Origin of the sequence: Francisella opportunistica, assembly GCF_003347135.1 — a bacterium.
Classification (GTDB): domain Bacteria; phylum Pseudomonadota; class Gammaproteobacteria; order Francisellales; family Francisellaceae; genus Francisella; species Francisella opportunistica.
On record NZ_CP022377.1, the window covers coordinates 848,627 to 864,506 of the forward strand.

The window sequence follows — 15,880 nt, forward strand, 5'->3', positions numbered from 1 at the left end:
CTTTTAAATTTAATCCTCGATATAGCAAATAATTGATTTTTTCAAAAAAGTATCATATATGATACATATAAGCATTTTAATATAATATGAAATGGGAAATAGACTTTTATAGTGAAGAGGTTGAAAATGATATTCTTTCATTACCTCCGAATATTCTTTCATTACCTCCAAAGCTACAAGCTAAAATGCTTAGATTATTAGAGTTAGTCGAACAACATGGAGCACAGCTTGGAAAGCCTCATACCGATTCACTAGGAAAAGGACTTTTTGAACTTAGGGCAAAGGCTCAAGAAGGTATAGCAAGAAGTAATTATTGTTATATGAAAAGTAAAAAAGTAATAATTTTACATGTGTTTATAAAGAAAACACAAAAAACACCTAAGAAAGATTTGAATATTGCAGAGCAAAGGATGAAGGAGTTGTTATGAGTCTAGATAAATTAAAAGCTAAGGTATTTAAAAATCCTGAAGTCAAAGAAGAATATGACAAGTTAGATTGGGAATTTAAGCTTAGAATAAGCTGTTTATGTAAGTACTACTTTTATAGCTAGTGTATATATAACTATTTTTAGTAAAGTTTGAATACTATAAATTTTAATACTTCTAGTAATAGCAAAATCAATTAAATATAATCTTTTATATAGGTTTATAAATATTTTTCATCTAAATGACTCAAGTAAAAAACAAAGCAAATACCAAGCCTATGGAAGAGACCCTTTGGGATAGTGCAAATAAATTAAGAGGCTCAGTTGAGTCTAGCGAATACAAACATATAGTTTTAGGGTTGATATTCCTAAAATTTGTAAGTGATACTTTTGAGGAGCGCAGAGAGCAATTAATCACAGAGGGTAAAGAAGCATTTATCGATATGGTAGAGTTCTATACTATGGAAAATGTTTTCTATCTGCCAGAAGAATCTAGGTGGTCATATATCAAGCAAAATGCTAAGCAAGATGATATAGCTCTCAAGATAGATACAGCTCTATCAACTATTGAGAAAAACAACCCTAGTCTAAAAGGTGCATTACCAGATAACTATTTCTCAAGGCTTGGGCTAGATGTAAGTAAGTTATCTAGCTTGATAGATACTATAAATAATATCAACACTATAGCCGATAAGGGTAATGATATAGTAGGGCGAGTGTATGAGTATTTCTTGAGTAAATTTGCCATAGCAGAGGGTAAGGGTAAAGGTGAGTTCTACACGCCAAAATCTATCGTAAATCTAATAGCGAATATGATAGAACCATACAAGGGTAAAATATACGATCCAGCTTGTGGTTCGGGTGGTATGTTTGTCCAGTCTATCAAGTTTATAGAAGCTCATAAGGGTAATAAAAAAGACATCTCAATCTATGGGCAAGAGTACACAGGTACTACATATAAACTAGCTAAGATGAATTTAGCAATCCGTGGAATCTCAGCAAATCTTGGTGATGTGCCAGCAGATACATTTTTCAAGGATCAGCATCCTGATTTAAAAGCTGATTTTATAATGGCTAATCCACCATTTAACCAAAAAGATTGGCGTGGAGCAAATGAGCTTTTAGATGATCCGCGTTGGGCTGGTTATGATGTGCCACCTAAGTCAAATGCAAACTATGGTTGGATACTCAATATAGTTTCTAAGCTATCGCAAAATGGAGTAGCTGGTTTTATCCTAGCTAATGGTGCTCTAAGTGGTGGTGGGGAAGAATACAAAATCCGTAAAAAGCTAATAGAAAATGATCTAGTAGAAGCTATTTTAATTCTTCCACAAAATATGTTTTACACGACAAATATTAGTGTGACTATATGGATACTTAATGCTAATAAGAAGCAAAGAGAATTTGAGCAAAATGGTAAGCAAAAGAGCCATAGAGATAGAACTAAAGAGATCTTATTTATGGATTTACGCCAAAAGGGTGTGCCATTTGAGAAAAAGTTTATCCAGTTTGATGAAGAAAATATCCAAGAAATATCAGATACTTATCATGCGTGGCAGTCTTTAAATAATTCCCCTCTCGAGAGGGGTGCCGATAGGCGGGGTGTGGTTGATGAAGCTGAAAATAAAACCACCTCCCCTTGCGAAGCAAGGTACTCCTCCAAGGGAGGAGAATTGGGGTATAAAGACATTCCAGAGTATTGTAAGAGTGTGACTATAGATGAAGTCATTGCTAAAGATTACTCACTAGTACCAAGTAAGTATATAGAGTTTGTAAATAGAGATGAAAATATAGATTTTGATGAGAAGATGAAAAATCTCCAAGCTGAATTTAGTGAACTACTAAAGAAAGAAGAGCAATCAAAACAAGAGCTTCTAACAGTATTTAAAGAGTTGGGTTATGAGATCAAATTATAAAAAACTTGGTAACTATATCCGACAAGTAAATATTAAGAATACTGACGGTAAAGTTGATATGCTAGTTGGGGTAAATCTAGAAAAGAAATTTATTCCATCAGTTGCAAATATTGTTGGTACTGATTTAATAAAATATAAAGTTATTAAAAAAGGTCAGTTTGGTTGCAAGTTAATGAGCGTTGGCAGAGATGGCAAACTACCTATATCTTTAATGAAAGATTACGAAAAAGCTATTATTTCTTCAGCATATTATGTATTTGAAGTTAAAAATGAGAATGAACTTTTAAGTGATTACTTGATGATGTGGTTGTCTAGAAGTGAAAATGATAGATACTTGTGGTTTAAAAGTGGAGCAGATGTTAGAGGAAGTATTTCTTGGAATGATTTTTGTTCTATAGAAATAAATATTCCATCAATTGAAAAACAGCGTGAGATAGTAGCAGAGTATTATGCTATTACAAATCGAATCAAACTAAATGAGCAACTAAACCAAAAGCTAGAAGAAACAGCTCAAGCTATCTATAAAGAGTGGTTTGTGGATTTTGAAAATGGTGAAATAATTTCACTTGATAGTCTTGTAGAATTTAATCCTAAGCACTCTATCAAAAAGAATGTTGTAACAAGCTATATTGAGATGGCAGATTTACAAGAAACATCTATGAGTATTAAAAATATCATAAAAAGACCATTTACTAATGGTTCAAAGTTTAAAAATAATGATACTTTGTTAGCAAGGATTACTCCATGCTTAGAGAATGGTAAAACGGCATTTGTAAAAGGGCTTAGTGATAAGGAAATAGCTTTTGGCTCAACAGAATTTATAGTTATGAGAGCTAAGAAAGAAATAAGTCCTTATTGGGTATACTGTTTAGCAAGAGAAGAGAATTTTAGAGCTTATGCAATAAGTAGCATGATTGGATCATCAGGAAGACAAAGAGTTCATTCTGATTATTTGAAAGATTATGAGGTTTCAATAAGCATAAATAAAATGTCTGACTTTCATAAAGTAGCAGAACCATTATTTGAAACTATTTATTTGAAATCTCAAGAAAATAAAAAACTTTTAGCTTTAAAAGAGGTATTACTATCAAAAATGGTAACTGTGGAGGGGTGATGGAATCAAATCATTCAATGCTCACAGATGAATATAAAAAACATAATATATTTAATGACCTCAATAAATATATTAAATTTTATGATTTATTGGCTTTTAATGTCTTGAAATTTATTAACAAAGGTACTCAAGCATTAAATTACGAAACTTATCTAGTATCTTCGATACGATCAACCCTAGAATCTGTTAAGAAACTACTTGAGTTTGGCACAATAAATGATGCCTATTCTTTAACTAGAAAATACTATGATTCAATAGTAATACATTGCTATACATCTCTATATATTAAGGATAATTTTAGTTTAGAAAATTTTATTGTAGAGAAAGTGAATAATTGGCTCAGAGGTAAAGAAAAGTTACCACAATATCGAGAGATGAGTGAGTATGTTAGAAAACATAAAGATTTAAATGATATAAACGATCTTTTGTCTAAGAGTAACTATAAAAATGTAAGGGGTACTTTAAATGATCATACCCACTATAATTACTTCCAATTTATGATGCTTAATGATTATCAATTAAATTTAGATAATAGAATAAAGTCATTAGATTTATTACAAGAGTGTATTAGAGAAATTTTTATTAAGCACTTTGTTTGGATGTTTTCAATTAATGAATCTTTAATGGCTTCAGACGACCATATTGATTACTTAGATTTCGGAGAGACTCCTCCTGAAAATTCTCAATATTGGGTAGCTAACTTTATTCAAGAGGCTTTTGATGAGATTATAAAAAAATATAGACTGGATTTAGCAAAAGAACTTATAAAAAATACATGTATGGAATTGAAGTAGTATGAGCAAAACTGTTTTTGATTTAGATAGTAAAGAGCTTAAAAACTTTATGTTGAAGCATGAATCTTATGTTAATGTTGATTTACCTCCATATATAACATTTTCTGAAATTCTCGAACAATCTGAAAAAATTTTTATATCAAAGAGTGGAGGCACTAAATCCATAAATGATATTTATAAAAAAAATAAAGAAGGTAAGAAATTATCACCTAAAATATTTGAATATGTTAATTATAAGTTGTTCCATAATAAAGATGGTAATTTAGATTGGCGGCAATTTGAACTGATTAATCCAATATTATATACCTCTCTTGTTTTGGAGATTTCGAATGAATGGGATTTTATAAAAAAGAGACTAAATAAACTATCTAAAATAAGTAAAATTGAATGTTTAAGCTATTCAGCAGTATCAGAAAATAAGAAAAAAGATAAAGCTGTTCAGATTTTTAATTGGTGGGAGTCTATAGAACAAAAGTCAATAGAGTTGGCTTTGGAGTATCAATATTTATACCATACTGATATAACCAACTGTTATGGATCATTATATACGCACTCTATACCGTGGTCTTTACATTCTAAGAGAATTTCTAAAAATCCAAAAAGACAAAAAGGATTAATTGGGGATAAGATAGATACACATATACAAAATATGTCATTGGGTCAAACTAACGGGATTCCTCAAGGTAGTGTTCTAATGGATTTGATTGCCGAATTCGTTTTAACATATATTGATGCTTGTTTTACAGTTCAGTTGAAAAGAATATATGGTATAAAAGTTTTTTCTAAGTTAAAAATACTTCGATATAGAGATGACTATAGAATTTTTACAAATGATAAGACTCTAGCAGAAAACGCACTAAAAGAGTTGTCTAAATTAATGATTGATTTTGGGTTTAAATTAAATGCAACTAAAACTATTGTTTGTGAGAATGTTATTTTAGGAGCTATTAAAGCAGATAAACTAGAGTGGCTCTCTAAAGAAAAAGATGCTAAAACTTTACAAAAAAAATTACTAATACTTCATGATTTTCTTCAGACAAATAAGAATAGTGGAGTTTCTTTAAAGTATTTACAAGAAGTGTGGGAACTATTAAATAAAACAACCCAAAAACAGCTTGAACATGAAAGTATAACTGTTCTAATTAGCATTGTTATAGATATTGCCTATAATAACCCGAGAACATATTCCGTATCTATGGCAGTTCTTAGTCAACTAATAAGTTATTTGGATGACAATGAAAAAAGTGCAGTAATAGGAAAAATTATATCTAAATTTAATAGGCTTCCGAATACAGGATATTTAGATATTTGGTTACAAAGAGCTTGTGTTAAGCACTTTCAAGAAACGATAAGCTTTAAAGAAAATCTCTGTAAGCTAGTAGATAAAGAACAAATATCTTTATGGAACTTTGATTGGGTAGATGAAAAGTATATAGACGAGTTGAAAAAATCACCTTTAGTCAATTATGAAATTTTAGAGAATATTGGAAAAACTATTAGTAATGAAGAGTTTAACATCTTTTCATATTAGCAGGACATGAAAAATGAACAAATTCACAGAAGAAAAACTAGAACTTGCATTTATTGAGCTACTTGAAGAGCAGGGTATTAGCTATCAGTTTGGTAAAGAGATAATCCGTGATGATAAAGATGTACTTCTCAAAGATGATTTGCGTGAATATTTAGCTACTAGATATGCAGATGATAATATCACAGCTAACGAGATTACAACTATTATCCGTAAGCTGGAGGCTTATCCAGCTAGTGATCTATATGATACTAACAAGGCTGCTATGGAACTAGTAACTAGTGGCTTTGATTTCAAACGAGAAGATCCAAAAGCCAAAGATATTCGTATTCATTTTATAGATTATCAAAATGTCGATGCTAATAACTTCAAGGTAGTCAACCAGCTAGAGATTGCGGGGTTCAGTAAACGCATACCAGATGGCATAGTTTATATAAATGGTTTGCCTCTAGTAGTCTTTGAGTTCAAAAGTGCTATCCGTGAAGAAGCAACTATCAAAGATGCTTTCGATCAGCTAACAGTCCGCTATAGGAGAGATATACCAGAGCTTTTTAAATATAATGCTTTTTGTGTCATTAGTGATGGTATCAATAATAAAGCTGGTTCTCTTTTTGCTCCGTATGAGTTTTTCTATTCTTGGCGAAGAATCACAGGCGATGAAGTTGATGTGGATGGTATCGCCTCAATGCATTCAATGGTTCAAGGGATGTTTAACCGTGAGAGATTAGTAGACATTATCCATAATTTTATTTATATACCTGATAAATCGCATAAAGAAGAGAAAATAGTTTGTCGCTATCCGCAGTATTATGCTACTAAAAAGCTCTATGAAAATATTATCCAACATCAAAAACCTCATGGCGATGGTAAAGGTGGTACATACTTTGGTGCGACTGGTTGCGGTAAAAGTTTTACAATGCTTTTCTTAACTAGAATGTTGATGAAAAGTATTCATTTCTCAAGTCCTACTATTGTGATTATTACAGATAGGACAGATTTGGATGACCAACTTGGTAAGCAGTTTGCAAATGCTAAAAAGTTTATTGGTGATAATACAGTTGTCAGTGTCGAGAGCAGGGCAGACCTAAGAGCTAAGCTAAAAGCTCGTGAAAGTGGTGGTGTATTTCTAACTACTATTCATAAGTTTACCGAAGATTTAGATATTCTCAGTGAAAGAACTAATATTATCTGTATATCTGATGAGGCACACAGAAGCCAGATAAACCTAGATCAAAAGATTAAATTTACAAAAGATGGTATCAAAAAATCCTATGGTTTTGCTAAGTATCTACATGACTCATTGCCAAATGCTACTTATGTGGGTTTCACAGGTACGCCGATAGATGCAACTTTAGATGTCTTTGGTAATGTCGTTGATAGCTATACTATGACGGAATCAGTTAGAGATGAAATTACAGTTCGAATAGTCTATGAAGGTAGAGCTGCAAAAGTATTGCTAGACAGCTCAAAACTTCAAGAGATTGAGAAATATTATCAAGAATGTGCCGAAGCTGGAGCAAATGAACACCAAATAGAAGAAAGCAAAAAAGCTATGACAAACATGAGTGTCATACTTGGTGATATTGATAGAATTAGAGCAATTGCAAAAGATTTTGTTGAGCATTATGAACAGAGAGTCTCAGAGGGTGCTACTATCAAAGGCAAAGCTATGTTTGTCTCTAGTAGTAGACAGATAGCTTATGCCTTATTTAAAGAAATCATTGCTTTGCGTCCAGAATGAAATATCAAAAAAGTTTGTGAAGATACCGCAGAACTTACAGATAAAGAAAAGAAAGAGATACTTCCACTAGAGAAAATCAAAATGATTATGACTCGTAACCAAGATGATTGTGAGGAGTTATATAATCTACTAGGCACAAAAGAGTATCGTAAGACTTTAGATACTCAATTTAAAAATGAAAAATCTAACTTCAAAATAGCTATCGTAGTTGATATGTGGCTTACAGGGTTTGATGTGCCATTTTTAGATACTATTTATATTGATAAGCCAATCCAACAGCATAATCTTATCCAAACTATTTCGCGTGTTAATAGGAAATACGCAGGTAAAAATAAAGGCTTAGTAGTTGACTATATCGGCATGAAAACCGCGATGAATAAAGCTCTTAAACAATTCTCTAGTATTGATAGCCAAAACTTTGAGGACATAGAGGCATCTATAGTTGTTGTCAAAGATCAGCTAGATTTATTAGCAAAACTTTTTCATACATTTGATAATAGTAAATATTTCTCAGGTTCACCAGTTGAGCAACTAAATTGTCTAAACTTTGCTAGTGAATATGTCCAGCTAACAAAAGAGCTAGAAAATAGGTTTATGTATATCGTCAAGAGGCTAAAAGCAGCTTATGATATTTGCTGTGGTGCTGATGCTTTTTCAGACCATGAGAAAGATCTTATTCATTTCTATTTAGCTGTCCGCTCTATAGTTGTCAAACTTACCAAAGGCGAAGCTCCAGATACCGCACAGATGAACAAAAGGGTAGCCAATATGATAGAAGAGGCTATCAAAAGTGAGGGTGTTGAGGAGATATTTAAACTTGGTAGTGATGACGAATCAAAAATTGATATTTTTGATGAAGATTATCTAAACAAAATAAATAAAGTAAAACTTCCAAATACTAAGATTAAGCTTTTACAACAGCTATTAGTAAAAGCTCTAGAAGATTTTAAAAAGGTAAACAAAGTCAAAGCATTAGACTTCTCTAAAAAGCTTAACTCACTTGTAGAGAAATACAATGAGCGAAAAGAGCAGGATGTGTTAGTTAGTGATGTTTTAAATGACTTTACAGATGAGATTGTTGATTTATATCATGCTCTAAAAAAAGAAAAAGAATCTTTTGGTGATCTGGGTATCGATTTTGAAGAAAAAGCTTTTTATGACATCTTAAAAGATATAGCTATTCGATATGAGTTTGATTATCCAGAGGATAAGCTTATAGCCTTGGCAAAAGAAGTCAAAAAAGTAGTCGATGATAAATCAAAGTATACTGATTGGAATATTAGAGAGGATATCAAAGCCGAACTGAAAGTAGATCTAATAATGCTCTTGGCAAAACATGGCTATCCACCAATTACAAAAGATGAAGTTTTCAAAGAGATCTTTGAGCAAGCTGAAAACTTTAAGAAGTATAGGTGAGTTTATTTAAATACTTCTAATTTGAGAGGGTATATACATAATTTTTTAAAGCTGATTGTTGGTGTCATTGTGTATATCATTTAGCTCAGAAGTTGCTAGAAATACTTAAGATTTACTTGGAAAGCAAATAGCTCTAAAGTGTTGACTTTGTTGGCTTTTGTGGATGCGTGGGAAAATTTAAGAAGAGTTTGTGGTACTCGCAACTGGATTCGAACCAGTGACCCCTACCATGTCAAGGTAGTACTCTAACCAACTGAGCTATGCGAGTATGTAAGACAATATTATAATTTTATATGCTCTAAAATCAATAGTATTTTTAGTTAATTTGCTTAATTTCATTCATATGATTAATTAAATGATTTACAATAATCTTTAATATTTAAATTTTACTATATTTTATGAACGTTATTAAATTTAAGAAGCTCCTTAGTACTGGCTATTGGAGTGATTTTTATATTTATCCTTTAGCTGCAGTTGCATTTTTTATTTATGGTTCTAAATTACTTAATTTTAATCTAAAAATCATACTTGTATTGTTTTTAGTTGGTATTGTTCTTGGTTCATTTATTGAATATTTTATTCATAGAGTTATTTTTCACCATTGTCCTGTATTTAAAGAACTACATCAATTACATCATGATAAACCTATTGAGCTTATAGGAAGTCCTACTTATGTATCTTTACCGGTATATATGTTTTGTATTTTTTTACCGTTATGTTTTATATTAAATCTAGAATATGCTAGCGTTATCTTTAGTGCGTTTTTATTGGATTTGCTTTTTTATTTTATAATTCATCATACTACACATCACGTTAGAGCTAAGAAGGGCTCGATATTATATTGGTACAAAAGATATCATGCGACGCATCATAAGAACCCTAATGTGAATTTTTCTGTAGCTTTCCCGATTTGGGATATAGTCTTTCAGACTAAAGAAAAACAAAAAGAGTAGCTTCTAATACTGATTGTTATTTATATCAATTAATATATTATGTTAAGACATATTTTATAATTTATATTTTCTCATGCAAAAATTTACATTTTTTGTCAGCTGTGCCAAAGGTATTGAGCTAATACTCAAAGATGAATTAGACAGATTAGGTATATCTTCACAAGAAAAACTAGCTGGAGTGGAATTTGAAGGCTTTATTGAAGACGCTTATAAGGTGTGTATATATTCTTATTTAGCTAGCCAAGTTATGTTAAAAATAGCTACTGATAAGGTTACAAATCAACAAGATTTATATAACTTTATATCATCTATAAACTGGATGGATTATTTTGAGGTTAATAAATCTTTCAAAATTATAATATCAGGTAAACATTATGATTTTAACAACACAATGTTTGTTTCTCAAAAAACCAAAGACGCTATCGTTGACCAGTTTAGAAACGCTACAAATCAACGTCCAAATGTAGATACAGAAAAGCCTGATAATGTCATTAAACTTCACTTGCACAAACAGTTTGTAAATGTATTTTTATGCTTAAATATTGATAGCTTGCACAAACGCAGTTATCGCCAATTTCAAGGACAAGCTCCTTTGAAAGAATCATTAGCTGCAGCGATACTTATCAAAGCAGGGTGGTTAGAAGAGCTAAAAAAACAGCAACCAATATTGATTGATCCAATGTGTGGTTCTGGGACTATACTTATTGAAGCTGCTCTTATGGCAAAAAATATCGCTCCGGTGCTGCTTAATAAAGAATTTAAAATATTTAACTCAAAGTTTCATGATAAGGAGTTATGGCATAGTTTACTACAAATTGCTAAAGACTCACAAAAAGCTACCCATGCAATTATCCTTGGGTTTGATATTGATAACAACGTTTTAGATAAAGCACAGAGAAATATTTATCAAGCTAGTGTTGAGGGTATTATAACTATCAAACGCCAAGATATTCGTGACCTTGAAAATGAGTTTGAGAGTGCAGGTTTAATAGTTACAAATCCGCCATATGGTGAGCGTTTATATGGTGATCAGCTTGATGAGCTTTTAGATATTTTTAATGGTTTTGGTGATAGGTTATCGCAAGATTTTTATGCTTGGAAAGTAGCAATTTTGACAAGTTTTGCTGAGTCGATCAAAGAGATGCAACTACGTACTACCAAGCGAAATAAATTTTATAATGGTGCAATTGAAACAGTATTATATCAGTTTGAGATAAATGAACACGCTAAGTTTAAACATGAAAGCCAGCTTGAGAAAAATATTCGCCTTGCTGAAGCAAGTGTACAGAAGTCTGATGAACATATAGATTTCGCAAATAAGCTTAAAAAGAATCTCAAAAGCTTAAAACCATGGTTAAAGCAAACAGCTATTGAGTGTTATCGTCTCTATGATGCAGATATTCCAACTTTTGCAGTTGCAGTTGATGTATATGGTGAGCATGTTTTTTTACAAGAATACCGTGCTGATGCAACTATAGATCAAAATATTGCTAAGCAAAGATTTTACCAAGCTATATATCAGATACATAAAACTCTTGACATCAAGTATGAAAATATTCATACACGAGTGCGCCAGCGCCAAAAGGGCAAAGAGCAGTATCAAAAAGAAAATGATAAAAATAAATTCCATATTATCAATGAATTTGATGCTAAGTTTTATGTCAATTTTGATGATTATTTAGATACAGGTATTTTCTTAGATCACCGTAAAATTAGACAGCTAGTTGCAAAAGCTGCAAAAAACAAAACTTTATTAAACTTGTTTAGCTATACTTGCACAGCCAGTGTTCATGCTGCTTTGAAAGGTGCTAAAACTACAAGTGTAGATATGTCTAATACTTACCTTGAGTGGGGTAAAAATAATTTTACTCTAAACAATATTGATGCCAAAAAGCATAATTTTATTCAAGCAGATTGTATAAGTTGGTTAAAAATCAATAAAGATAAATTTGATGTGATATTTTTAGATCCACCAACTTTCTCAAATTCGAAGCGTATGGATGATATTTTAGATATTCAAAGAGATCATGAGTTGCTGATAAATTTAGCAATGGATTCGCTTAAGAAAGATGGTGTTTTGTATTTTTCAAACAATTATAGACGCTTTAAGATATCGCCACAGATATTAGAAAAATTTAATTGTGAAAATATTGATAAAATCTGTTTATCGCGTGATTTCTTGTCTAATAAGAATATTCATAATTGTTGGGAAATTAAATATAAATGATATTATCTCAAAATCTAGTATTTTAAAGTCTGTAATATTTTAGCTAAGCTAGTCTATCTGTGATAAAATTTGCGTAGCAATAAAAAAATTATAACTAATTAAATGGGACGATTTCAACAAAATCTAATGTATGCAGTTATCTTGGTGATAATTTTCGTAGTTTGTGTTTATTTCTTTACTTCTAATAATGAACCTGAAACAAAGGGAGTTTTTTTACCTAAATATAGTGCTGAACTGCCGCCAACAGATCCAAGTCAAGTCAGAGTATATAATTTACAATATCAAAGTAATACACAAGGAAATATTGGTCAAGTTAGAACAGCAACTCATGTTAGTAATGAAAAAGATTTTCAAAAACTTTGTAATAAAGATCTTAAAGAAGCTATAAAACTAGCAGCGCAACATGGAGCTCATGAGATAAAGTATGTTTGCCTTTATCCAGAAGGACAAATCAATGAGTTAAGCAGTGTTCAATTACGTGGATACGCTTTTAGAGATTAAGTAAATGAAAAAATTAAATATAATTTTTGCTGGAACTCCTGACATATCTGCACAAGTTTTAAAGGATTTATATCAATCACAACATAATATCCAAGCTGTACTTACGCAACCAGATAGAGCAAAAGGTCGCGGCAAAAAAGTACAGTTCTCAGCTGTTAAAGAAGTTGCACTAGCAAATAATACGCCAATATTTCAACCATTAACTTTTAAAAAAAATCCTGAAGTTCTTGAGCGAATCAAAAAGCTAAAACCAGATGTAATAGTTGTCATGGCTTATGGAATTATTGTACCTCAGGAGTTTTTAGATATTCCAAAATATGGTTGCTTGAATATCCATGTATCATTACTGCCAAAGTGGCGTGGAGCTGCACCTATTCAAAGAGCTATCCAAGCTGGAGATGCAAAAACAGGTATCTGTATAATGCAGATGGATGCTGGACTTGATACCGGAGATGTTCTAAATACTCTAGAAATTGATATACAAGGTACTGATACCTCTCAGACACTTCATGATAAATTTGCTAAATTATCAATTAAACCATTACTTGAAACTCTAGAAAATATAACTACTATTAAACCACAGCCGCAACAAGGGGAGCCTAGTTATGCGCATAAGATTACTAAGCAAGAGGGGTTGATTGATTTTAAAAAAACAGCTTGGCAAATTAGTTGTCATATTAGAGCATTTACGCCATGGCCTGCAGCATTTTTTATCTTAGATGGCGAGTCAGTAAAAGTTGGCGATTTTGAGATAATTGAGCAACAAGCTGATAACCAACAACCAGGTACAATTATAGCTATTAGTAAAAATGGCTTTGATATTGCGACAAATGATAAAGTAATCAGTTTTAAACAATTACAATTTCCTAACAAAAAAATGCTTAATATTGTAGATATTTTAAATGGTAAAGATTTAGGTAAATATATTGGATATAAAATAGGTTAGATAATGAAAGTTGGATTTATAATAGATAATTTAAATTCTTTTAATATCTCAAAAGATAGTACCTATATGATGCTACAGGCAGCTCAAGATAAAGACTGGGAGATTTATACTTTTTATCTCAATGATTTATCAATAATCAATGGTAAACCAAAAGGTGATGCACTTAAGATAAAAATTCATAAAGCAAAACAAGCTTGGTATGAGATTTTATCGCAACATCATGATTTTTCATTATTGGATCTAGATTGTATTTTTATGCGTAAAGATCCGCCATTTAATATGGAATATATTTATGTCACATATATGCTAGATCTAGCCAAAAAAAATGATGTTTTGATAGTTAATAATCCTCAAGCGCTTAGAGATTTTAATGAAAAAGTAGCTATTGCAAATTATCCTAAATTTGCACCTCATACTTTGATCACTAGAAGCTATAAACAGATTAATGAATTTTATGCAAAGCACAAAGACATCATTGTCAAGCCTCTAGATGGTATGGGTGGTAGTTCTATCTTTAGGATTAAAGATGGTGATAAAAATAAAAATGTAATACTAGAAACACTTACACAGCATCAAAGTCGTTATATAATGGTTCAAGATTACCAAAAAGCTATCAAAGAAGGTGATAAGAGAATTCTCATAGTTAATGGTGAACCAATTAAGTATCTCTTAGCTAGGGTGCCTAGTGATAGTGATAATCGCGGTAATCTAGCAGCTGGCGCTACAGCAGAGGTTAGAGAACTCCAAGATAGCGACTATAAGATTGCCAAAAAGGTCGCCAAAAAGCTCAAAAAAGAAGGCGTAATGTTTGCTGGCATTGATGTGATTGGTGATAAATTAACCGAAGTTAATATTACTAGTCCAACAGGTATCCAAGAGATATACAAAGCTACAAAAATAAATGCTGCTAGTTTACTAATGCAAGCAGTTGAGATAAAAATAAATAAGTTCAGACAGGAAGATGAAAATGGAGAATAAATTAAACTCTCAAATTTTATTCCAAGAAGCACAACGGTATACTCCAGGTGGGGTCAACTCTCCGGTTAGAGCATTTAAGAGTGTCGATCAAGGGTTTCCAAGATTTATAAAATCTGCAAAAGGTGCTTATTTATATGATGTTGATTGGAACAAATATATAGACTATATCGGCTCATGGGGTCCGATGATTTTAGGTCATGGTGATGATGATGTTTTAGAAGCAATACAGTGTCAACTTAAAAATGGTCTAAGCTATGGAGCGCCCTGTAAGCAAGAGGTTGAACTTGCTAAAAAGATAATTGAGCTGATGCCAAGTATTGAGCAAATAAGATTTGTAAACTCAGGTACAGAGGCAACTATGAGCGCAATTAGACTTGCAAGAGCATATACAAGCAGAAACAAAATCATCAAGTTTGAAGGTTGCTATCATGGACATGCAGATGAATTTCTCGTAGCTGCTGGCTCCGGTGCATTATCTTTAGGTCAACCAAATTCTCCAGGTGTGCCTGAGGATGTTGTCAAAGATACTTTAGTAGCTAGTTTTAATGATATTGATTCTATCCAAGCGCTTTTTGAAAAATATAAAGATCAGATAGCTTGTATTATTGTTGAGCCTATCGCTGGTAATATGAATATGATTTTCCCACAAGATGAGTTCTTAGCTAAGCTTAGAACTGTTTGTGATGAGAATGGTAGCTTACTTATATTCGATGAGGTAATGACTGGCTTTAGAGTTGCTCTAGGCGGTGCTCAGAGTGTTTATAATGTTAAACCAGATTTGACAACTTTGGGTAAAGTGATTGGTGGTGGTATGCCAGTTGGAGCTTTTGGTGGGCGTAAAGAAATTATGCAAAAAGTCTCTCCAGCAGGGCCAGTATATCAAGCAGGAACGCTATCAGGAAATCCTATTGCAATGGCAGCAGGTATTAAAACTTTAGAAAAAATTTCACAACAAGGGTTCTTTGATGAGCTCGGAGCTAAAGCACAAAGGTTAGTTGATGGTTTAAATCAATCAGCCCAAGCTTATGACTTTAACTTTCATGCAAAATGCTTAGGAGGAATGTTTGGCTTATTTTTCTGTAGTGACAAAGTTGCGATAAATACATTTGTAGATTTAGGTAAAACAAACCTTAAGGTCTTTAATAAGTTCTTTGCATATATGCTTGATAATGGTGTATATCTGGCGCCATCAGCTTATGAAGCAGGTTTTATTTCAATAGCTCATAGTGATGAAGATATCCAAAAAACTATTTACCTTGCTAAAAATTTTTTTCAAGAGAACCAGAACTAAATAAGTACCATCAATAAATAAAATTAAAGATATAAGTTTTACGTCCTCTCT

12 protein-coding genes, 1 tRNA gene and 1 pseudogene are annotated in these 15,880 nt (G+C 31.8%); 13 read left to right on the top strand and 1 reads right to left on the bottom strand.

All coding sequences use genetic code 11. From position 1 onward, the window contains the following. Window positions 1-86 precede the first annotated feature (86 nt). The 7 genes and pseudogenes from CGC45_RS04195 to CGC45_RS09525 all read left to right on the top strand — a co-directional run bounded on the left by CGC45_RS04195 (window position 87) and on the right by CGC45_RS09525 (window position 8,933). Window positions 87-428, top strand: a complete 342-nt coding sequence (locus CGC45_RS04195) for a type II toxin-antitoxin system RelE/ParE family toxin (protein ID WP_071629103.1) — start codon at window positions 87-89, stop codon at window positions 426-428. After that, window positions 425-550 (top strand): hypothetical protein, encoded by a 126-nt coding sequence (locus CGC45_RS09315; protein ID WP_257211283.1) that lies wholly within the window; start codon window positions 425-427, stop codon window positions 548-550. The genes CGC45_RS04195 and CGC45_RS09315 overlap by 4 nt, the downstream gene beginning before the upstream one ends. A 116-nt stretch (window positions 551-666) precedes the next feature. Further along, on the top strand, window positions 667-2,340 hold the full coding sequence (locus CGC45_RS04205) for a type I restriction-modification system subunit M (RefSeq protein WP_114702059.1): 1,674 nt from the start codon (window positions 667-669) through the stop codon (window positions 2,338-2,340). After that, a complete protein-coding gene (locus CGC45_RS04210) occupies window positions 2,324-3,454 on the top strand; it encodes a restriction endonuclease subunit S (protein ID WP_114702060.1) in 1,131 nt (376 codons plus the stop codon). The genes CGC45_RS04205 and CGC45_RS04210 overlap by 17 nt, the downstream gene beginning before the upstream one ends. Then, on the top strand, window positions 3,454-4,248 hold the full coding sequence (locus tag CGC45_RS04215) for a hypothetical protein (protein WP_205334657.1): 795 nt from the start codon (window positions 3,454-3,456) through the stop codon (window positions 4,246-4,248). Before CGC45_RS04210 ends, CGC45_RS04215 begins: the two co-directional genes overlap by 1 nt. Before the next feature lies 1 nt (window position 4,249). Next, window positions 4,250-5,779 carry an RNA-directed DNA polymerase gene (locus tag CGC45_RS04220; protein ID WP_114702061.1) on the top strand — a complete coding sequence of 510 codons (1,530 nt, stop codon included), beginning with the start codon at window positions 4,250-4,252 and terminating at the stop codon, window positions 5,777-5,779. 13 nt (window positions 5,780-5,792) lie between these two features. Continuing rightward, window positions 5,793-8,933 (top strand): annotated as a pseudogene (locus tag CGC45_RS09525) (type I restriction endonuclease subunit R). Window positions 8,934-9,124: 191 nt separating this feature from the next. Here CGC45_RS09525 and CGC45_RS04230 read toward each other — a convergent pair. Beyond that, window positions 9,125-9,201: transfer RNA gene (locus CGC45_RS04230), tRNA-Val, on the bottom strand. Window positions 9,202-9,331: 130 nt separating this feature from the next. Between CGC45_RS04230 and CGC45_RS04235 the strand changes: the two genes are divergently transcribed. From CGC45_RS04235 to hemL, 6 genes are all read left to right on the top strand, one after another. After that, window positions 9,332-9,886, top strand: coding sequence for a sterol desaturase family protein (locus CGC45_RS04235; RefSeq protein WP_071629108.1), 555 nt, complete (start codon window positions 9,332-9,334; stop codon window positions 9,884-9,886). Window positions 9,887-9,959: 73 nt separating this feature from the next. Continuing rightward, a complete protein-coding gene (gene rlmKL / locus CGC45_RS04240) occupies window positions 9,960-12,113 on the top strand; it encodes a bifunctional 23S rRNA (guanine(2069)-N(7))-methyltransferase RlmK/23S rRNA (guanine(2445)-N(2))-methyltransferase RlmL (protein ID WP_071629109.1) in 2,154 nt (717 codons plus the stop codon). A gap of 102 nt (window positions 12,114-12,215) precedes the next feature. Next, window positions 12,216-12,614, top strand: a complete 399-nt coding sequence (fvfA, locus tag CGC45_RS04245; RefSeq protein WP_071629110.1) for a Francisella virulence factor A — start codon at window positions 12,216-12,218, stop codon at window positions 12,612-12,614. A gap of 4 nt (window positions 12,615-12,618) precedes the next feature. Beyond that, window positions 12,619-13,560: a methionyl-tRNA formyltransferase gene (fmt, locus tag CGC45_RS04250; protein ID WP_071629111.1), complete on the top strand. Its 942-nt coding sequence runs from the start codon at window positions 12,619-12,621 to the stop codon at window positions 13,558-13,560. A 3-nt stretch (window positions 13,561-13,563) separates the two neighbouring features. Beyond that, entirely contained in the window at window positions 13,564-14,538 is a 975-nt protein-coding gene (gene gshB / locus CGC45_RS04255; RefSeq protein WP_071629112.1) for a glutathione synthase, read from the top strand. After that, window positions 14,528-15,829, top strand: coding sequence for a glutamate-1-semialdehyde 2,1-aminomutase (hemL, locus tag CGC45_RS04260; protein ID WP_071629965.1), 1,302 nt, complete (start codon window positions 14,528-14,530; stop codon window positions 15,827-15,829). The genes gshB and hemL overlap by 11 nt, the downstream gene beginning before the upstream one ends. Window positions 15,830-15,880: the final 51 nt, after the last annotated feature.